19 protein-coding genes are annotated in these 19,402 nt (G+C 71.6%); 10 read left to right on the top strand and 9 right to left on the bottom strand.

What is annotated here, in order from left to right; all coding sequences use genetic code 11:
- Positions 1–10: 10 nt before the first annotated feature.
- Together ACN9MM_RS23890 and ACN9MM_RS23885 are read right to left on the bottom strand one after the other, a co-directional pair.
- Complete coding sequence (locus ACN9MM_RS23890) at positions 11–613, bottom strand: sigma-70 family RNA polymerase sigma factor (RefSeq protein WP_030211429.1); 603 nt, start codon at positions 611–613, stop codon at positions 11–13.
- A gap of 243 nt (positions 614–856) precedes the next feature.
- On the bottom strand, positions 857–1,468 hold the full coding sequence (locus ACN9MM_RS23885) for a response regulator transcription factor (protein ID WP_003948568.1): 612 nt from the start codon (positions 1,466–1,468) through the stop codon (positions 857–859).
- A gap of 430 nt (positions 1,469–1,898) precedes the next feature.
- Between ACN9MM_RS23885 and ACN9MM_RS23880 the strand changes: the two genes are divergently transcribed.
- A complete protein-coding gene (locus ACN9MM_RS23880) occupies positions 1,899–2,273 on the top strand; it encodes a WhiB family transcriptional regulator (RefSeq protein ID WP_382864600.1) in 375 nt (124 codons plus the stop codon).
- A 121-nt stretch (positions 2,274–2,394) separates the two neighbouring features.
- Here ACN9MM_RS23880 and ACN9MM_RS23875 read toward each other — a convergent pair whose 3' ends face one another.
- Positions 2,395–3,288: a LysR family transcriptional regulator gene (locus tag ACN9MM_RS23875; RefSeq protein WP_426365605.1), complete on the bottom strand. Its 894-nt coding sequence runs from the start codon at positions 3,286–3,288 to the stop codon at positions 2,395–2,397.
- An 80-nt stretch (positions 3,289–3,368) separates the two neighbouring features.
- Between ACN9MM_RS23875 and ACN9MM_RS23870 the strand changes: the two genes are divergently transcribed.
- The gene (locus tag ACN9MM_RS23870) at positions 3,369–4,043 is read left to right on the top strand and encodes an MOSC domain-containing protein (protein ID WP_426365604.1); all 675 of its coding nucleotides are present in this window, start codon (positions 3,369–3,371) and stop codon (positions 4,041–4,043) included.
- A gap of 28 nt (positions 4,044–4,071) precedes the next feature.
- Complete coding sequence (locus ACN9MM_RS23865; RefSeq protein WP_426365603.1) at positions 4,072–4,845, top strand: SDR family NAD(P)-dependent oxidoreductase; 774 nt, start codon at positions 4,072–4,074, stop codon at positions 4,843–4,845.
- 6 nt (positions 4,846–4,851) lie between these two features.
- On the opposite strand, the gene ACN9MM_RS23860 is transcribed toward ACN9MM_RS23865, so the two are convergent.
- Positions 4,852–6,375 (bottom strand): right-handed parallel beta-helix repeat-containing protein, encoded by a 1,524-nt coding sequence (locus tag ACN9MM_RS23860; protein WP_426365602.1) that lies wholly within the window; start codon positions 6,373–6,375, stop codon positions 4,852–4,854.
- Positions 6,372–8,210 carry a DUF2264 domain-containing protein gene (locus tag ACN9MM_RS23855; protein WP_426365600.1) on the bottom strand — a complete coding sequence of 613 codons (1,839 nt, stop codon included), beginning with the start codon at positions 8,208–8,210 and terminating at the stop codon, positions 6,372–6,374. Before ACN9MM_RS23855 ends, ACN9MM_RS23860 begins: the two co-directional genes overlap by 4 nt.
- A 197-nt stretch (positions 8,211–8,407) precedes the next feature.
- On the opposite strand from ACN9MM_RS23855, the gene ACN9MM_RS23850 reads away from it, so the two are divergent.
- From ACN9MM_RS23850 to ACN9MM_RS23825, 6 genes are all read left to right on the top strand, one after another.
- Positions 8,408–9,505 (top strand): substrate-binding domain-containing protein, encoded by a 1,098-nt coding sequence (locus ACN9MM_RS23850; RefSeq protein ID WP_426365599.1) that lies wholly within the window; start codon positions 8,408–8,410, stop codon positions 9,503–9,505.
- Positions 9,506–9,652: 147 nt separating this feature from the next.
- A complete protein-coding gene (locus ACN9MM_RS23845; RefSeq protein ID WP_426365597.1) occupies positions 9,653–10,969 on the top strand; it encodes an ABC transporter substrate-binding protein in 1,317 nt (438 codons plus the stop codon).
- Between the two features lie 4 nt (positions 10,970–10,973).
- On the top strand, positions 10,974–11,918 hold the full coding sequence (locus ACN9MM_RS23840) for a carbohydrate ABC transporter permease (protein ID WP_426365596.1): 945 nt from the start codon (positions 10,974–10,976) through the stop codon (positions 11,916–11,918).
- The gene (locus tag ACN9MM_RS23835; RefSeq protein WP_382864622.1) at positions 11,915–12,766 is read left to right on the top strand and encodes a carbohydrate ABC transporter permease; all 852 of its coding nucleotides are present in this window, start codon (positions 11,915–11,917) and stop codon (positions 12,764–12,766) included. The genes ACN9MM_RS23840 and ACN9MM_RS23835 overlap by 4 nt, the downstream gene beginning before the upstream one ends.
- A gap of 17 nt (positions 12,767–12,783) precedes the next feature.
- Entirely contained in the window at positions 12,784–13,803 is a 1,020-nt protein-coding gene (locus tag ACN9MM_RS23830; protein ID WP_426365591.1) for a hydroxyacid dehydrogenase, read from the top strand.
- 51 nt (positions 13,804–13,854) lie between these two features.
- Complete coding sequence (locus ACN9MM_RS23825) at positions 13,855–14,553, top strand: ester cyclase (RefSeq protein ID WP_426365589.1); 699 nt, start codon at positions 13,855–13,857, stop codon at positions 14,551–14,553.
- A gap of 138 nt (positions 14,554–14,691) precedes the next feature.
- On the opposite strand, the gene groL is transcribed toward ACN9MM_RS23825, so the two are convergent.
- The 4 genes from groL to ACN9MM_RS23805 all read right to left on the bottom strand — a co-directional run bounded on the left by groL (position 14,692) and on the right by ACN9MM_RS23805 (position 18,096).
- A complete protein-coding gene (gene groL / locus ACN9MM_RS23820; RefSeq protein ID WP_426365587.1) occupies positions 14,692–16,320 on the bottom strand; it encodes a chaperonin GroEL in 1,629 nt (542 codons plus the stop codon).
- 119 nt (positions 16,321–16,439) lie between these two features.
- On the bottom strand, positions 16,440–16,748 hold the full coding sequence (gene groES, locus ACN9MM_RS23815) for a co-chaperone GroES (protein ID WP_017239619.1): 309 nt from the start codon (positions 16,746–16,748) through the stop codon (positions 16,440–16,442).
- Positions 16,749–16,894: 146 nt separating this feature from the next.
- A complete protein-coding gene (locus tag ACN9MM_RS23810; protein WP_426365585.1) occupies positions 16,895–17,149 on the bottom strand; it encodes a hypothetical protein in 255 nt (84 codons plus the stop codon).
- The gene (locus ACN9MM_RS23805) at positions 17,146–18,096 is read right to left on the bottom strand and encodes a polysaccharide deacetylase family protein (protein ID WP_426365583.1); all 951 of its coding nucleotides are present in this window, start codon (positions 18,094–18,096) and stop codon (positions 17,146–17,148) included. Before ACN9MM_RS23805 ends, ACN9MM_RS23810 begins: the two co-directional genes overlap by 4 nt.
- Before the next feature lie 100 nt (positions 18,097–18,196).
- Here ACN9MM_RS23805 and ACN9MM_RS23800 point away from each other — a divergent pair, with 100 nt between their 5' ends.
- Complete coding sequence (locus ACN9MM_RS23800; protein ID WP_426365582.1) at positions 18,197–19,384, top strand: THUMP-like domain-containing protein; 1,188 nt, start codon at positions 18,197–18,199, stop codon at positions 19,382–19,384.
- The last annotated feature ends 18 nt before the right edge of the window (positions 19,385–19,402 follow it).

The raw sequence follows: 19,402 nt of genomic DNA, 5'->3' as shown, positions 1-19,402 counted from the left end.
CCGGCAAGGCTTACTGCTCGGCCAGTGCGCGGAGCCGGCTGAGGGCACGGTGCTGCGCGACCCGGACGGCGCCGGGGGACATGCCGAGCATCTGGCCGGTCTCCTCGGCGGTCAGTCCGACCGCGACCCGCAGCACGAGCAGTTCGCGCTGGTTCTCCGGGAGGTTGGCGAGCAGCTTCTTGGCCCACTCGGCGTCGTCGCTGAGCAGCGCGCGCTCCTCGGGACCGAGGGAGTCGTCGGGCCGCTCGGGCATCTCGTCGGAGGGCACGGCGGTGGACCCCGGGTGCCGCATGGCGGCCCGCTGGAGGTCGGCGACCTTGTGTCCGGCGATGGCGAAGACGAAGGCCTCGAAGGGCCTGCCCGTGTCCTTGTAGCGCGGGAGCGCCATCAGGACGGCGACGCAGACCTCCTGGGCCAGGTCCTCGACGAAGTGCCGGGCGTCGCCCGGCAGCCGGTTGAGGCGGGTGCGGCAGTACCGCAGGGCGAGCGGGTGGACGCGCGCGAGCAGGTCGTGCGTGGCCTGCGCGTCGCCGTCGACCGCACGGTGCACGAGCGCGCCGATCTCCCCCTGCCCGGCAGGCATGGGGGAACCCACGGTCTCGTCGTCGCGCATCGCTCCATGGTGCCCCGACGCCTCGGCGTTCGTGGCACCGCGTCCGTAGTTGTGCACCGGAACGTTATGAGCAGGTGCGCCGGTACTCATCTCCGCCGCCCTCCCCTCCCGCTCGATCGACTCGTCCCCGAGGAACTCCACACCTCAAGGATGCGGCATACCGCGGGGAAGTGACACAAGCCCACCCCGTCCACCCCACGACGGACGCGGGCGAGGACGGGGAGACGGCAGGTGACCTGCGATTCAGCGGACCAGGCCCCAGCGGAATCCGAGCGCCACGGCGTGCGCCCGGTCGGAGGCGCCGAGCTTCTTGAAGAGGCGCCTGGCGTGGGTCTTGACCGTGTCCTCGGAGAGGAAGAGCTCGCGCCCGATCTCCGCGTTGGACCGGCCGTGGCTCATGCCTTCGAGGACCTGGATCTCGCGCGCGGTGAGGGTGGGCGCGGCGCCCATCTCGGCCGAACGGAGGCGGCGCGGGGCGAGCCGCCAGGTCGGGTCGGCGAGCGCCTGGGTGACCGTGGCCCGCAGCTCGGCGCGCGAGGCGTCCTTGTGCAGGTAGCCACGGGCGCCCGCGGCGACCGCGAGGGCGACGCCGTCGAGGTCCTCGGCGACCGTGAGCATGATGATGCGGGCGCCGGGGTCCGCGGAGAGCAGCCGGCGGACGGTCTCCACGCCACCCAGACCGGGCATGCGTACGTCCATCAGAATCAGGTCCGAGCGGTCCGCGCCCCAGCGGCGGAGGACTTCCTCGCCGTTGGCCGCGGTGGTCACGCGCTCGACGCCGGGCACGGTCGCGACCGCGCGGCGGAGCGCCTCTCGGGCAAGCGGGGAGTCGTCGCAGACGAGGACGGATGTCATGCCTGACCTCCGCGGCTCTCGCAGCTGTTGCGCGTCACCTTGAGCCTCCAGGGCTGTACGTATCGTCACCTGTGCGGTTGACGCTCTCGGACATGTGCCCGATCGCTTGTTCCTTCAACCGCCTCCGCACTCTCAACGACGGTCACTCGAAAGAGTTACGGGTCGGACGGCGTCTTCGGCACTCTACGTGAGGGGTCGTGCGCGGAGGAGAGTGTCGCAGGTTGTTCGTCCCGACATCGAAAGCTATGCCCCATTTAGCGGGATTTCTTCCCTTTTCGCAGTGTCTGTGGCTAGATTCGCAATGAGTCATATTTACATCTACTTCGACAGTAGGTGTAGCCATCGGACCTGTCGGGACCGAGGAGCCCCGGCGATCAGCCATCAACCCGCCCACCTATCCGTTCGACACGGTTTCAAGGGGACAAGCGCAATGGCAGATTTCTCCCGCCTTCCCGGACCCAACGCCGATCTGTGGGACTGGCAACTGCTCGCGGCCTGCCGCGGAGTCGACAGCTCCCTGTTCTTCCACCCCGAGGGAGAGCGCGGCGCGGCACGGAGTGCGCGTGAGAACTCGGCGAAAGAGGTCTGCATGCGGTGCCCGGTGCGCGCGGAGTGCGCGGCACACGCACTCGCCGTGCGGGAGCCCTACGGCGTATGGGGCGGCCTCACCGAGGACGAACGCGAAGAACTCATGGGACGCGCGCGCAATCGCCTGATCACGACGGCGCCGGCCTCCCCGCCGGTCACGTCCGCCACGTCCGTGACATCCATGACGTCGATGACATCCATCGGGGAACGTATGTGAAGGAACGTTTCTTCTAGTGCGCTGAGCAGCTGAGCGGCCGAGCAGCACCCGATACGGACCCGCGCGCCCGCGCGCGTCGCCACTACGCGCGCGCGGCGGCGCGGATCGGCCCTGTCCCCGCCTACGCGCGCGTGGCCGCGCGCATCAGCTCGTCGAGCGTGGCGGCGACGGCCGGGACCTGCGCGAGGTCGGGCAGCGTCAGGGCCACGATCTCCCGCTCCACGGCCGGCTCCACGGCCACGGTCCGCGCACCCTTGGGGCGTACGGACTCGATGGCGAGCTCCGGCAGGACGGCGACGCCCAGACCGGCGCCGACCAGGCCCACCACGGCCGGGTAGTCGTCGGTGGCGAAGTCGATGCGGGGGGTGAAGCCGGCGTCCTCGCAGACGTCCACGAGCTGGCGGCGGCAGCGCGGGCAGCCCGCGATCCAGGACTCGTCCGCGAGTTCCGCGATGCCCACCGCCCCGGCGCCGGCGAGCCGGTGCCCCTCGGGCACCAGGCCGACGAGCCGGTCGGCGAGGAGCGGGCGGACCACCAGGTCGTCCCACTCGGCCTGCCCCGCCCCGTACCGGAACGCCAGGGCGATGTCGCAGTCGCCCTCGCGGAGCATCTCGATCGAGCGCGGCGGTTCGGCCTCGACGAGGGAGACCCGGGTGCCGGGGTGCGCGGCCCGCAGCGCGGCGAGCGCGGTGGGCACGAGGGTGGAGCTGCCGCTCGGGAACGACACGAGGCGGACGCGGCCCGCCCGGAGCCCTGCGATGGCCGCGACCTCCTCCTCTGCGGCGGTGAGCCCGGCGAGGATGCCGGAGGCGTGGCGGACCAGGACCTCGCCGGCCTGGGTGAGGCGCATCTCGCGTCCGGTACGGATCAGCAGCGGCGTGCCGGCGGAGGCTTCGAGCGCCTTCATCTGCTGGCTGACGGCGGGCTGGGTGCAGCCGAGTTCGCGCGCGGCGGCCGAGAAGGAGCCGGTGGCGGCGACGGCGCGCAGGACGCGGAGGTGGCGGGCCTCGATCATGCGTCCAGCATAAGCGACTCTTGGGTGAAGCTTCCTGTTCTCGCGAGCGCCTTTGAGATCGGCGCCCGTAAAGTGCCCACATGACCTTGCTCAGCGTGAATGTGGGCCGCGCCAGGCCCGTGGAGTACACCGACGCCGCCTCGGGGATGACGGGTATCGACAAGCGCCCCGTGGAGGGGCCCGTACGGATCGAGGCGCCGGGCGCGCCCGGCGTCGGGGCGAGCGGGGTCGCCGGGGACGCGGTCTGCGACCTGCGCTTCCACGGCGGCGACGACCGGGCGGCGTACGCCTTCGCCCGGGAGGACATGGACCTGTGGGAGCGGGAGCTCGGCCGCGAGCTGGCCAACGGCTCGTTCGGCGAGAACCTCACCACCCGGGGCCTCGACGTGAACGGGGCGCTGATCGGCGAGCGGTGGCGGATCGGCGAGGAGGTCGTCCTGGAGGTGACCGGCGGCCGCATCCCCTGCCGTACCTTCGCGGGCTTCGTCGAGGAGAAGGGCTGGGTGAAGCGGTTCACGCGGTCCGAGGCCGGTCCGGGCGCGCTGCTGCGGGTCATCGTGCCGGGCGAGGTGCGGGCCGGCGACCCGATCACGGTGCTGCACCGGCCGGACCACGACATCACCGTGGCGCTGCTGCACCGCGCGGCGACCACCGAACGCGCCCTGCTGCCCGACACGTTGGCCGCCGCCGAGTGGATGGAGTCCGGACTCCTGGCACTCGCCCGCCAGTACAAGGAGAAGTACGCCAAGGCGTAGGCGCGGGACGGGGCATTAGGTTGCCCGTATGACGACAGCACTGATTACGGGCGCCACCGCGGGCATCGGGGCCGCCTTCGCACGGAGACTGGCGGCGGACGGCCACGACGTCGTGCTCGTGGCCAGGGACGTGAAGCGGCTCCGGGAGCAGGCGACCGAGCTGCACGACCGGCACGGCGTCGAGGCCGAGGTGCTCGCGGCGGACCTCGCCGAGGAGAAGGGCATCGCCGCCGTCGAGGCCCGGCTCTCCGACCCGAGGCAGCCGGTGGACATGCTCGTGAACAACGCAGGCTTCGGCAACAAGGGCCGCTTCCTAGAGGTCTCCATGGCCGACGAGCTGAAGATGCTGACGGTGCACTGCGAGGCGGTGCTGCGGCTGACCTCGGCGGCCGCCGCCTCGATGAAGGAGCGCCACCGGGGCGCCGTGGTGAACGTGGCGTCGGTGGCGGCCTTCCTGCCCCGCGGCACCTACGGCGCCTCGAAGGCGTGGGTCGTGCAGTTCACCCAGGGCGCGGCGCGGGACCTCACGGGCAGCGGGGTACGGCTGATGGCGCTCTGCCCCGGCTTCGTACGGACCGAGTTCCACGAGCGGGCCGGGATGGGCACGGACAACATTCCGGGCTGGATGTGGCTCGACGCGGACAAGCTGGTGACGGCGGCGCTCGCCGACCTGGAGCGGGGGCGGACCCTGTCGATCCCGGACCCCCGCTACAAGGCCCTCATGGGTGTGGTGAAGCTGGCGCCGCGCGGCCTGCTCGGTGGGGTGTCCTCCAAGGCGGGCCGCAAGTACGGGCCGAAGTAGTCCCGGTCAGGAGGGCAGCCCCGGCCCCTCGTAGGCCCCGATGTTGGGAACCGCCGTCGCCGACACGGCGTTTCCGAACCAGTCCCTGCCGCCGTTGTCCGCGATGAGCGTGCCAGCGGACAGGGCCGGGGAGCCGGCGCCGAGCCGCAGGTCGGGGCGGAGCAGCGGGTCGGCGTCGACGCCGCCGGGGTCGGGGCGGGTCATGGCGATGCCGTGGAAGAGGTTGTGCGAGAAGGAGAGCCCGGGGGTCGGATTCTTGAAGGCGTAGCCTCCGGTGCCCTCGCCGACGAAGATGTTGTTGCGGATCGACAGCTCGTGCTGGGTGGTGGCGGGGCTGCCCGCGTCGTCCTGGACGAGGAAGCCGGGGCGCACCTTCCGGTTCACGAAGGTGTTGTTGTGGATCTGCGTGTTGAGGATCGGGCCCCAGCAGTTCTGGATCAGCCGGGCGCCGTCGTCGACGCTGATGTTGTAACGGACCACCGTGTCGAGGGTCTTGGCGCCGCTGTAGGGGCAGATCAGCAGGAAGCCGCCGGTGTTGTCGTGGCTGAGGTTGTACTGGAAGACCGTGCCCCTGGACGCTCCGTCGGCGTCGAAGGACATGCCGTCCTTGGCGTTGCCACCGCCGGAGACCTCGTTGTGGTCGATGAGGGTGTCGTCGGTGTTGAAGGTCCAGATGCCGGCGTTGGCGGCCTGGGAGCGGAGCTGGAAGCCGTCGAGCCGGTTGTGGTCGATCCGGGCGCCGCTGGTCGTGTCGATCTTGATGCCGTCGCCGGCGAGCGAGGTCAGGGTGTTGTGGTGGATCCGGACGTTCAGGCTCGGGGTCCAGGCCCCGGGGTAGGCGTTCGGGTCCTGCTGGTTGCCGACCAGGTCGCGCTTGGAGAAGCGGGACTTGAAGTAGATGCCCTCGCGGTCGACGTCCCGGATGTCGTTGTGGTGGATCTCCAGGCCGTCGTACCAGCTGGGGACGGTCGTTCCCTCGACGGCGATGTGGACGGCGCTGGAGCCGGTGAGGGTCTTGAAGTCGCCGCCGCGCACGTCGTGGATCGACAGGTGGTCGAGGGTGATGCCGCGCGCGGCGCCGAAGTCGGCGAGGCGGAGCCGGACGCCGTTGCGTTCGGTGCCGGGGGCGGCGGCGTTGGTGATCTCCAGGCGGGTGAGGCGCAGGTACTGGCTGTCGGCGAGGAGCACGGCGTCGTGGGCGCCGTTCCCGTCGATGACCGCGCGCCCGGCGGCGTGCCCGTAGTCGGAGACGGTGAAGGGGTGGGCGGCGGAGCCGGAGCCCTGGGGGCTGAGGGTGCCGGTGCAGGTGGTGCCGCGCTTGAACAGGAGCCGGTCGCCGGGCCCGTAGGGGTGGGCGTTGGCCTCGGCGAGGCTGGTCCAGGGGTGCCGGACGGAGCCGTCCCCCGCTTCCCGTGCGGAACAGTCGACGTAGTGGCGGTCGCCGGGCGGCGGTGCGGCCTGGGCGGGGGCGGCCGCGAGCAGGGACAGCGTGAGGGCGGCGAGCGCGGTGTACGTACGGCGCTGGGTCACTGGTCCTCCGGATCGGGGGCTTCGAGGGCGGCGAGCTCTTCGAGATCGAGGTGTGCGGTGGTGCCGTTCTGCCAGGTCACGGTGAGCGTGTGGGGGCCGGTGACCTGGACGGTCGCGAGGGCCGAGACGGGGGCGGGGGCGGGTTCGGCGGTGAGGGAGGCGAGGGCGACGAAGAGGGTGGCCGGGCCGCTCGTGCCGCCGTGGAGGGCGAGGGTGCGGCTGCCGGGTCCCTGGAGGGTCTCCCCGGTGGGGAGTTCGGCGGCTTCGGGCCGGTAGCCGTGGACCGGGTGGAGCTGGGCGTGCGGGCCGTCCGGGGTGACGGCCCAGCCGGTCTGCCGTACGGGGGTCCCCTCCGGGGCGCCGAGGACGAGGTGGGCGCGGAGCTCGGCGCGGCCGTGGGCGAGGGTCGCGGAGAGGACCCGGACGCCGGGCAGCGGGTGGTGGAGGGAGGCGGCCCGGTCGGGGCCGGTGGTGAGCGGGGTGGCGGGTCCGCGGGTGGTGGGCGTGCCGTCGACGAGCAGCGCGAAGTGGTTGTCGGCCACCGCGGTGCCCGTACTGGGTCCCGTACGGGTGGAGTAGGCGTGGCGGGCGTAGCCGGGGTCGTCCTCCTCGCCCGGCGCGCTGTGGACGTGGTTGCTGCCGTGGTTGTGGAGGCGTACGAGCCCGTCGGCGGCGGTGGTCTGGACGAGCAGCCCGGCGGGGGCGACGGCGCGGACGGTGTCGGCGCGTTCGGCGGGCAGGGGTTCCTCGGGGTCGGTCCAGGCGGAGTGGCCGGCGGGCAGGAGGAGACCGAGGAATCCCTTGGAGGCCCAGTAGGGGGAGCCGGGGCCCGAGTACTCCTGGACGAGCGGCGGGTACGGGCCGTGCCAGCCGAGGCCGAGGAGCCCGCGCTCGTCGGTGGCGCCGCGGTCGAGGAAGTACCGCAGGGTGCCGGAGGCGAGGCGGCGGGTGGCGCCGGGGGTGAGCGGGGTGTGGCCGGTGAGGGCGCCGAGCCAGGGGGCGGCGGCCGCGGCGAAGCGGTAGATCAGGGACCGCCCGTACGGGAGGGGGGCGCCGTTCGCGTCGAAGAGGTGGACGTACGTGTCGAGGTGGGCGCGCAGCCGGGGGCCGTACCGGTCGAGGAGGTCCTTCTCCCCGGCGAGGTGGGCGTGGAGGACGGGGTAGAAGTGCAGGGCCCAGGCGTTGTAGTGGTCGAAGGCGCGGTTGTCGCCGTCGCTGTACCAGCCGTCGCCGAGGTACCAGTCCTCGATGCGGGCGAGGGAGCGGTCGACGGTGGCGGCGGCGCGGTCGGTCTCGATGCCCGCGTCCTGGAGGAATCCGGCGACGGTGAGGCCGAAGAGCCACCAGTTGTTGTCGACGGGGGAGGGGTCGAGGGCGGGCCGGAGCCAGTCGGCGGTCCGTTGCCGGGTGCGGTCGTCGAGGCGGTCCCAGAGCCAGGGGCGGGTGAGGCGGAGGCCGAGGGCGACCGAGGCGGATTCGACGATCGCCTGGCGGGTGTCGGTCGTCAGGGGCCAGGACTCGCGGTCGTCCCGTCCGGGGTGCGCGGTGCCCGCGGCGAGCCCGGCGGCGTACCGGTCGAGGTGGCCGTGCGGGTCCTCTCCGTGGGCGCCCGCGACACGGAGGGCGGCGAGGAGGAAGGTGCGGGCCCAGCCCTCCAGGCCGTCGGAGCGGGGTCCCGACCAGCTGGGGCGGGGCCCGGGGAGGTCGACGAGGGCGTGTCCCGGTGAGGCGAACGGGCGTACGTCCAGGAGGAGTCGGTCGGCCGCGGTCTCCCAGTGGGCGCGGGTCCAGCCGGTGTACGGGCTGAGCTCACGGTTCTCGGGCGGCGTGGGCATGATGCTCCCTGGGGCTCCGTGCGATGACGTCTGCGTCGCCGGGAATCCTGGACAGACTCCGATCGAACGTCAAGAGAATCAGAGCGAATGATCGAAACTCCCGTCGTTCGATCATTTCTGGGTTAGGGTGGGCGACCCCGGTCCGCCGGGCCCACCCTGGGGTCGACGGACCACCACCACCGCGAGGGGGAACCGCCGTGCGCGAGAGCGCTGCCGAACGACACGACCGACTGCTGGCCCTGGTGCGCGAGCGCGGCACGGCCCGCGTCTCCGAACTGGCCGAACGCCTCGGGGTCTCCCCCGTCACCGCCCGCCGCGACGTCGAGGTCCTGGCCGGCCGGGGCCTGCTCGACCGGGTGCACGGCCAGGTGTCCTGGCCCCAGCGGCAGGGCACCCCCGGCGGCGGACGCTCCGGCGAGGGCCTGGTCCTGGGCCTGCTCGCCCCCTCCGCCACGTACTACTTCGCCGAGGTCATCCGGGGGGCGCACGAGGCCGCGGCCCGCGCCGGGGCGCGGCTCGTGCTGCGGATCTCCGACTACCGGCCGGAGGAGGACCGCGCCCGCACCGAGGGCCTGCTCGCCGCGGGCGCCGAGGGCGTCCTGGTCGCGCCCGGCTGGCGGGGCCCCGAGGACCGGCTCGCGTACGGGGACTGGCTGGCCGAGCTGCCCGTGCCGGCCGTCCTCCTGGAGCGCCGCGCCGAGCCCGGCAGCCCGCTCGACGGCTTGGACCGGGTCGCCTCCGACCACGCCCACGGGGTACTGCTCGCCCTGCGCCATCTGCTCGCCCTCGGCCACGCGACGCCGCTGCTCGTGGCCCGCCGGGACTCCCCGACCGCGCTCGCGGTGCGCGCGGGCTACGCCGAGGCGCTGGGGACGCTGGGCCTGAAGGAGCCGCGCCCGGTCATCGACTCCGTACCGGCGGAGGCGGACCCGGAGGGCTTCGAGCGGGCGGTGCGGGCGCTGCACGAGGCCGTCGGCTCGGGCCTGGCGAGCGCGGCCCTGGTCCACAACGACGTGGACGCGATCGAGATCGTGCAGCGTCTGGCCGAGCTGGGCGTGCGGGTGCCGCAGGACCTGGCCCTGATCGCATACGACGACGAGGTCGCCGCCCTCGCCGACACCCCGCTGACGGCGGTCGCCCCGCCGAAGCGGCAGGTGGGGCGGCACGCTGCGGAACTCCTGGTGGAGCGGCTCACGGAGGCGCCCGGCGAGGACACGGCGCGGCGCCATCTGAGCCTGCTGCCGTGGCTGCGGGTGCGGGCCTCGTGCGGGGCGGGTTCGGCGCCCTCGGTCTGATCCGGCGCGGGGCCTCCGCCCCGACCCGGCGCGACCTTCGATCTGATCTTTTTTCGATCAATCAATCTTTCGCTCTTGACTTCGGTCATGAACGGTCACAGGATCACGGCCACAACCTCCCAGCCGCCCGCCCTCAGGAGCCGTGCCGTGACCCGTACCTGGAGCAGAACGTCCCGCGTCATAGCCGGCACCGCCACCGCCCTGGCCGTCCTCACGGCCTGCGGCGGCGGCGGTGACGACACCGCAAGCAAGCCGAACGGGCCCGTGACCCTCACCTTCTGGGGCTGGGCCAAGGGCTCCAAGGACGTCGTGGACGCCTTCAACGCCTCCCACACCGACATCCAGGTCAAGTTCGAGGAGATCCCCTCCGGCACCGCCGGCGGCTACGCCAAGATCTCCAACGCCGTGAAGGCGGGCAACGCCCCCGACCTGGTCTCCATCGAGTACTCCTCGCTCCCCGAGTTCGTGAGCTCCGGCGCCCTCCAGGACATCGGCGACCAGTTCACCGAGGCCGACCGCGCCAAGCTCCTGCCGCAGTCCGTCGAACTCACCACCCTCGGCGGGAAGTCCTGGGCCGTCCCCTTCGACGCCGCCCCGCAGGCGTTCTTCTACCGCAAGGACCTCTTCGCGAAGTACAAGGTCCAGGTCCCCACCACCTGGGACCAGTTCAAGAAGGCCGCCGAGCAGGTCAAGAAGGCCGACGCGAAGGCCCGCATCGCCACCTTCTTCCCCGACGACCCGACCACCTTCGAGGCCATGGCCTGGCAGGCCGGCGCCCAGTGGTTCAAGGCCGAGAACGACACCTGGAAGGTGAACACCACCGACCCGGCCACCACCAAGGTCACCGCCTACTGGCAGGGCCTCCTCGACGCCGACCTCGTCCAGAAGGACGCCTCCTTCAGCCCCGAGTGGGTCGGCTCCCTCAAGAACGGCACCACCGTCGGCTACCTCGGCGCCTCCTGGGGCGCGGGCGTCCTCAAGGGCAACGTCCCCGAGATGGGCGGCAAGTGGGCCGTCGCGCCCATCCCCACCTGGGACGGCAAGCCCGCCAGCGGCATGCTCGGCGGCACCTCCTTCGCCGTGACCAAGGACAGCAGGCAGAAGGCCGCGGCCGTCACCTTCGCCGAGTGGATGTCCACCACCGAGGCCGGCATCAAGGCCCGCATCGCCTCCGGCACCTCCAGCGCCTTCCCGGCCGCCGCCTCCCTCCGCCCCGTCGCCCAGAAGGCCTTCGACGCGAGCTTCTACGGCGGCCAGGACATCTACGCCCTCTTCGAGGCGGCCGGCGCCTCCATCAACCCCAACTGGTCCTGGGGCCCGACCACCGGCACCACCAACACCGCGATCAAGGACCGCTTCGGCAAGATCGCCCAGGGCGGCCCCGGCATCGCCGACGCCGTCAAGGGCGGCCACGACGCCACCGTCGCCGAGCTCACCAAGCGCGGCCTGAAGGTCGAGGGCTGACCCGGTGAAGGCCCGCACCCGCGCCGCCACGCTCCTGCTGACCCCCTTCTTCGTGCTGTTCACCGCGGTGATGGTGGTGCCGATCGGATACGCGGTCTGGCTCAGCCTCTTCACCGAGAAGCAGTCCGGACTGGGCTTCGGCGGCACCGAGACCGTCTTCACCGGCCTCGACAACTACACCGCGGCGCTGGGTGACCGGGCCTTCCTGGAGGGCTTCGGCGTCCTGCTCGGGTACTGCCTGCTGTACATCCCGCTGCTGCTCGCCGGGGCCCTCGGCCTCGCCCTCCTCCTCGACTCGGCGCTCGCCCGCGCCCGCCGCTTCTTCCAGCTCGCGCTCTTCCTGCCGCACGCCGTCCCCGGCATCATCGCCGCCCTGATCTGGGTCTACCTCTACACGCCCCAGCTCAGCCCGGTCGTACAGGCGATGGACGCCGGAGGCATCGGCTTCGACTTCTTCTCCCCCGAGGGCACCCTCCCGTCCGTCGTCAACATCGCCCTGTGGGAGTGGCTCGGCTACAACATGGTCATCTTCTACGCCGCCCTCCAGGCCATCGACCGCTCCGTCATCGAAGCGGCCACCGTCGACGGCGCCGGCGCCTGGCGCATCGCCTTCGCCATCAAGATCCCGCTCGTCAAGGCCTCGCTCGCGATGGTCGGCCTCTTCACGGTCATCGGCTCCCTCCAGCTCTTCACCGAGCCGCTCATCCTCAACAAGGGCACCGGCTCCGCCGTCACCTCCACCTGGACGCCGAACATGTACGCCTACACCGCGGCCTTCGACCGCAACGACTACGGGCTCGCCGCCGCGGCCTCCGTACTCCTCGCCCTGACGGCGGCGCTGCTCTCCTTCGCGGTGACCCGGCTGACGGGCCGCCGCAAGGCGGGCACGGCACGGCAGCCCGCCCCGGCGCGCAAGCCCGCCCCGGCACGGAAGGAGCAGACGGCATGAGCACCCGCTCCCCGAACAGATGGCTCTCCCAGGCCGCCGTCAACGGCGCCCTCGTCCTCGCCGTCGTCTACATGCTCTTCCCGCTGGTCTGGCTGCTCACCGCCGCCACCAAGGACGCCGGAGGCCTCCTCGCCGGAGACGCCTTCTCCTTCGAGGGCTTCGACCTCGACGGCAACCTCTCCCGGCTCGCCGAGTACAACGACGGCATCTACTTCCACTGGTACGCCAACAGCCTCCTCTACGCGGGCCTCGGCGCCCTCGCCTGCTCGCTGGTCAGCGTCGCCGCCGGATACGCCTTCCACGTCTACGACTTCCGGGGCAAGGAGAAGCTCTTCGGCCTCGTCCTGCTCGGCGTGCTCGTCCCCACCACCGCGCTCGCCCTGCCGATGTACCTCCTCGCCAGCGAGGTCGGCATCGTCAACACCTACTGGGCCGTCCTGATCCCCGTCCTCGTCAACCCCTTCGGCGTCTACCTCTCCCGGGTCTTCTGCGCCGGCTACATCCCCGACGAGGCCCTGGAGGCCGCCCGTATCGACGGGGCGGGCGAGATGCGGGTCTTCTGGTCCATCGGCCTGCGCATGGTCATGCCCGGCTTCGTGACCGTCTTCCTCTTCCAGTTCACCGCCGTCTGGAACAACTTCTTCCTCCCCCTGGTGATGCTCTCGGACCAGAAGCTCTTCCCCGTGAGCCTCGGCCTGTACGCGTGGAACAGCAACGCCCACGCCGAACCCGACTACTACCCCCTCGTCGTCACCGGATCCCTGCTCGCCGTCGTCCCCCTCGTCGTCGCCTTCGTCTCCCTCCAGCGCCACTGGAAGGCCGGTCTGACGGCCGGCAGCGTCAAATGAGGAGCACAGGTACCACGATGCACCCGACCACTGACAACCGCCCCGCCGTCCTCCTGGCCATGGGCCCGGGAGTCGACGATCGCCTCCTCACGGACGCCCACCGCACCCGCCTCGCCGCCCTCGCCGACACCGACCCCCACCTGGTCGCCCACGACCTGACCCGCCCGGACCCGCGGGTCGCCGCCGCCCTCGCCGAGGCCGAGATCCTCCTCACCTGCTGGGGAGCGACCCCGCTCACCGCCGAGGTCCTCGACCGCGCGCCCCGGCTGCGCGCCGTCGTCCACGCGGCCGGCTCCGTCAAGCACCACGTCACCGACGCCTGCTGGGAGCGCGGCCTGCGCGTCACCTCGGCCGCCGCGGCCAACGCGCTGCCGGTCGCCGAGTACACGCTCGCCGCGATCCTCTTCGCCGGGAAGCGGGTCCTGCGCTCGGCCCAGCGGTACGGCGAACTGCGCACCGACCACGCCTGGCTGGAGGAGTCCACCACCTGGGGCAACTACCGCCGCACCATCGGCATCGTCGGCGCCTCGCGCATCGGCCGCCGGGTCGTCGACCTGCTGCGCCCCTTCGACGTCGAGATCCTGCTGTACGACCCGTACGTCGACGTCCCGCCGCCCGGCGTGGAGCTCGTCGGCCTCGACGAACTGTGCGCCCGCAGCACGGTCATCTCGGTCCACGCGCCCCAACTCCCTTCCACGTACCGCATGATCGGCGCGGCGCAGCTGGCGGCGATGCCGGACGGCGTGACCCTGATCAACACGGCCCGGGGCTCCCTCGTCGACGAGACGGCGCTCCTCCCCCATCTCGTCTCGGGCCGCATCCACGCGATCCTCGACGTGACGGACCCGGAGCTCCCGCCCCCGGACTCCCCCCTCTACACCCTCCCGAACGTCCTGCTCACCCCGCACGTCGCCGGCTCGCTGGGCAACGAGCTCCACCGCATGGCGGACCAGGCGCTGGACGAGGTGGCGCGCTACGGCAGGGGGGAGCCGTTCGCGGAGGAGGTCCGGGCGTCGGACCTGACACGATCGGCCTGACCGGTCCATCCCACCTAGACTGGAGAGGTCCTACCTGGGTCGGGAGGCGTCATGACATTCGTGCAGATCATCGACTGCAGGACGAGCCGGGTGGAGGACCTGAACCGGCTCATGGACCAGTGGGTCGAGCAGACCAAGGGCAAGCGGACCGCGACGCACAGCATCGTCGGCAAGGACCGTTCCGACGCCTCGCACGTCGTGGAGATCGTCGAGTTCCCCTCGTACGACGTGGCGATGCGGAACTCTCAGCTCCCCGAGACCGACCGGATCTTCCGGGAGATGGTCGCGCTCTGTGACGAGATGCCGACCTTCACCGATCTGGACGTGGTCCGGGACGAGCAGATGTACAAGGCGGCGTCCCGCCGCTTCTTCGAGCTGGTCTCGGCCCCCGGGGAGCTCGCGCCGCTCGACGAGGTGCTGGCCGAGGGGTACCACGACCACGACCCGACCAACCCGGCCGACTCGGTCGGCATGGACGCGGTGCGGCGCCAGGCCGAGATGTGGCGGGCCGCCTTCGACTTCACGTTCACCGTCGAGGACCAGATCGCCGACGGCGACCGGGTCTGCACCCGCTGGACCTGGAACGGCACCCACGTCGGCGACTTCATGGGGCTCCAGCCCACGGGGATGGAGGTGGGCATGGCCGGGATGCTCGTCCAGCGCTTCCGGGAGGACGGCAAGGCCGTCGAGGGCTGGTGGATGTACGACATGCTCGGGCTCATGGGGCAGCTCGGAGCCGTGGAGGCCTGAGGGGCCTCACGAGACGGCACCTCCCGGAGGAGACCCTCACGAGACGGACCCTCACGAGACGAGCACCTGCAGGAGAAGACACCGAGGCCCGGTGCCCCCGCGACGGGGGCACCGGGCCTCAACGATCAGTCAGCTGCCTCAGTGGGAGTGGCCGTGACCGTGGCCGTGGCCGTGGTCCGCCGGCTCCTCTTCCTTCTTCTCCACCACGAGGGTCTCGGTGGTGAGGAGGAGGGAGGCGATCGAGGCGGCGTTCTCCAGGGCGGAGCGCGTCACCTTCACCGGGTCGATGACGCCGGCCTTGACCAGGTCGCCGTACTCGCCGGTCGCGGCGTTGAAGCCCTGGCCCTTGTCGAGCTCCGCCACCTTCGAGGTGATGACGTAGCCCTCGAGGCCGGCGTTCTCGGCGATCCAGCGCAGCGGCTCGACGGCGGCGCGGCGGACGACCGCGACACCGGTGGCCTCGTCGCCGGTCTTGTCGAGGTTGCCCTCGAGGACCTTGACGGCGTGGACGAGCGCGGAGCCACCACCGGAGACGATGCCCTCCTCGACCGCGGCGCGGGTCGCGGAGATGGCGTCCTCCAGACGGTGCTTCTTCTCCTTCAGCTCCACCTCGGTGGCGGCGCCGACCTTGATGACGCACACGCCGCCGGCGAGCTTCGCGAGGCGCTCCTGGAGCTTCTCGCGGTCCCAGTCGGAGTCCGTGGACTCGATCTCGGCCTTGATCTGGTTGACGCGGCCCGCGACCTCCTCGGAGTTGCCGCCACCGTCGACGATGGTGGTGTCGTCCTTGGTGATCGTCACGCGGCGGGCGGTGCCCAGCACGTCCAGACCGGCCTGGTCGAGCTTGAGGCCGACCTCCTCGGCGATGACGGTCGCACCGGTGAGGGTGGCGATGTCGCCGAGCATGGCCTTGCGGCGGTCACCGAAGCCGGGGGCCTTGACGGCCACGGCGTTGAAGGTGCCACGGATCTTGTTGACGACGAGGGTGGAGAGCGCCTCGCCCTCGACGTCCTCGGCGATGATCAGCAGCGGCTTGCCGGCGCCGGCCTGGATGACCTTCTCCAGAATGGGCAGCAGGTCCTGGATCGAGGAGATCTTGCCCTGGTTGATCAGGATGTACGGGTCGTCGAGGACGGCCTCCATACGCTCCTGGTCGGTCACCATGTAGGGGGACAGGTAGCCCTTGTCGAAGGCCATGCCCTCGGTGAAGTCGAGCTCCAGGCCGAAGGTGTTGGACTCCTCGACGGTGATGACACCGTCCTTGCCGACCTTGTCCATCGCCTCGGCGATGAGCTCGCCGACCTGCTGGTCCTGCGCGGAGAGCGCGGCGACGGCGGCGATGTCGGACTTGTCCTCGATCGGGCGCGCGGTGGCGAGCAGCTCGTCGGAGACGGCCTTGACGGCGGCGTCGATGCCCTTCTTCAGGGCGGCCGGGGAGGCGCCGGCGGCGACGTTGCGCAGACCCTCGCGGACCAGGGCCTGGGCGAGCACGGTGGCGGTGGTGGTGCCGTCACCCGCGATGTCGTTGGTCTTGGTCGCCACCTCCTTCACCAGCTGGGCGCCGAGGTTCTCGTACGGGTCCTCGATCTCGACCTCGCGGGCGATCGTGACACCGTCGTTGGTGATGGTGGGGGCGCCGAACTTCTTGTCGATGACGACGTTGCGGCCCTTGGGGCCGATCGTCACCTTCACCGTGTCGGCAAGCTTGTTGACGCCGCGCTCAAGGGCGCGACGGGCGTCCTCGTCGAACTTCAGGATCTTCGCCATGGGAGCGGTTCAGCCCTCTCGGAATCGGGTGGAACGAACCGCGCCCCGGGGCGCCTGGGAAAGGGGCCTCGGGGCGCAGCTCAAAGCATCTGCTTCAGGTACTTCGGTACTTCGGTGAATTACTTCTCGACGATCGCGAGCACGTCGCGAGCCGAGAGGACGAGGTACTCCTCGCCGTTGTACTTCACCTCGGTGCCGCCGTACTTGCTGTACAGCACGATGTCGCCGGTCTTGACGTCGAGCGGCAGACGCTCGCCGTTCTCGAAGCGGCCCGGGCCCACGGCCAGGACGACGCCCTCCTGGGGCTTCTCCTTGGCGGTGTCCGGAATGACCAGGCCAGAGGCGGTGGTCTGCTCGGCGTCGAGCGGCTGGACCACAATGCGGTCCTCGAGCGGCTTGATGGCAACCTTGGAGCTGGTGGTCGTCACGATCCGACCTCCCCCTTCGGAGATCTCACGGGGTTAACTGTCTGAGGTGGCGACCAGGTGGATCCGTCGTCGCGGGTGCCGGACCTGCCCGTCGCTGTGTTGGCACTCTCCAGTGGGGAGTGCCAGAGCCGAGACTATGACCGCGATTAGCACTCGGTCAAGCGGAGTGCCAATTCCTCGCTCTGTGGCGTGACCGTACGGGGCGCTCCCACCCCCGCGCAGGTCTTCGCGTCCACCGCCGCCCGTACGGGCTCGCCCGGCTCGGCCCGGGGGCTCACCCGTTCCGCCGCCTTCCGGCCGAGCCGTTCGATCGGGTCGACGGACGAGGCGCAGGCGGTGAGGACGAGGAGGGTGCCCGTCACGGTCAGCGCGGCGGCCCAGAGCCGCCCCCGGGCTCTCACACGTAGTCCTCGAGCTTCGCGACCGCGTACCCCTTGGACGTGATCACGTTCATCACCCGGCGGATCATGTCGGGCATGGTGCCCTTCCAGTCCGCCTTGCCGCGGAAGTGGGTGAGCACGATGTCGCCGGGGTGCAGGTCCTGGTCCCACTCGCGCCACTCCATGTGGTCGGGGAAGGCCTCGGCGGACCAGAGCGGGACCGCCTTGACGCCGCAGGACTGCGCGGCGCGCAGGGTGTCCTCGTTGTAGTTGCCGTAGGGCGGGCGGAAGAGCCGGGGCCGCTTGCCGAACCGCTTCTCGATGATGTCCTGCATGCCGCAGATCTCGCGCTTCTGCGTGCCGTACGAGAGGGCGGGAAGGTAGCGGTGGTGGAGCGTGTGGTTGTTCAGGGAGATCCCGGACTCCTGCGACTTCTGCATCTTCGCGAAGTAGCCGTAGTCGTCGTTGACGACGTAGTCGCTGAGGAAGGCGCTGTAGGGGATCCGCAGCTCCTTCATCATCCGCAGCAGCTCGGGGTCCTTCTCGGCGCCGTCGTCGATCGTCAGGAAGACGATCTTCTCCTTGGTCGGCACGGTGGTGAAGACGGGCGGGAGTCCCTCGCCGTCGGTCTCGAAGCCCTTGCGCGTGGTGATCCTCGGTTTGACCGCGGGCGGGGCGGGCGCTTCGAGCGGGGGTTTCGCGAGGCCCCACTTCTTGGCGGCGAGCACGCGGGCGGCCCGCTGTGCGCGGACCTTCTCGACGTACGCGTTCAGGGCGCCGGCCGCGCCCGGGGCCTGCTGTCCGGCGGCGGGGGCGGGCGCGGGGGCGACGCGCGGGGGTTCGGCGCCGCCGGAGCAGGCCGTGGCGGCGGAGGCGAGGGCGGCCACGGCGAGCGCCGCCCCGAGCGTCCGGCGGGAGCGGTGCACGCCTTGTGCCATCATCTGGTCCTTTTGTCGTACGAGCTGCATGGCGCCGCATCCTGTCAGCGCGACAACCCCTTCCGGGCCGCGACACCGCCGTACCGCGCCCACCGTCCCCCGGCCGGCCCACTGCCTCCCAGGGCCCAGAATGGGACGGGTGAACGACCTCGCCTCCTTCGCCGCCCTGCTCGCCCCCGAGGGGCAGACGCTCCTCGCCGCCCTGCGCGACTACGACCCCGCGCAGGAGCTGGCGGTCGCCTCCCGGCTGCGCCGCGACCACCCCGCCGAGCTCGTCACCGCCGCCCTCGGCCAGGCACGGCTGCGGCAGCGGGCGGTGGCGAAGTTCGGCGCCGAGGACGCGTACCGGATGTACTTCACGCCCCACGGCGTCGAGCAGTCGACCCGCGCCTCCGTCGGCACCTACCGGGCGGCCCGGCTGAAGGCGCTGGGCGTCGGCAGCGTCGCGGACCTGTGCTCCGGGATCGGCGGCGACGCGATCGCCCTCGCCCGCGCCGGGATCTCCGTCCTCGCCGTCGACCGGGATCCGCTGACCGCCGAGACCGTCCGGGCCAACGCGGCCGCCCTCGGCCTGGCGGAGCTGATCGAGGTGAGGTGCGCGGACGTGACCGAGATCGACACGAGCCCGTACGAAGCGGTCTTCGTCGACCCGGCGCGGCGCGGCGGCCGGGGCAGGATCTTCGACCCCGAGGCGTACTCCCCGCCGCTGTCCTGGGCGATCGAGGCGGCCCGCAAGGCCCCGCACGCCGCGCTGAAGGTGGCGCCCGGCATCCCGCACGAGGCGGTGCCCGAGGAGGCCGAGGCCGAGTGGATCTCGGACGGCGGCGACGTGAAGGAGGCCGTGCTCTGGTTCGGCACGGAGCCGGGCGCCCGCCGGGCCACCCTGCTGCCCTCCGGCGCCGGGCTCCTCGGCCGGGGGCTGCCCGACCCGGCGGTCCGCCCGGTCGGCCGCTACCTGTACGAGCCGGACGGCGCCGTCATCCGCGCGCACCTCGTCGCCGAGGTCGCCGAGGAGCTGGACGGCGGCCTGATCGACGAGACGATCGCGTACGTCACGGCGGACGCTTTCGTCCCCACCCCGTACGCCTCCGCGTACGAGATCACCGACGAACTACCCTTCAACCTGAAGAAGTTGAAGGCTCTGCTGCGGGAGCGTGAGGTCGGCACCCTCACCGTGAAGAAGCGGGGCTCCGCGGTCGAACCCGAGGAGATCCGGCGGAAGGTGAAGCCGAAGGGCCCCAACGCGGCGACCGTACTGCTCACTCGGGTCGCGGGCGCCCCGACGATGCTGATCGGCCGCCCGGCGACCGCGTCCTGAAGGGCCACGAACAGGGGG

Source organism: Streptomyces sp. E-08, from assembly GCF_049913095.1.
Taxonomy (GTDB): Bacteria; Actinomycetota; Actinomycetes; order Streptomycetales; family Streptomycetaceae; genus Streptomyces.
Note: the sequence above shows the minus strand (reverse complement) of the source record. Positions and strands in the feature narration are given on the sequence as shown.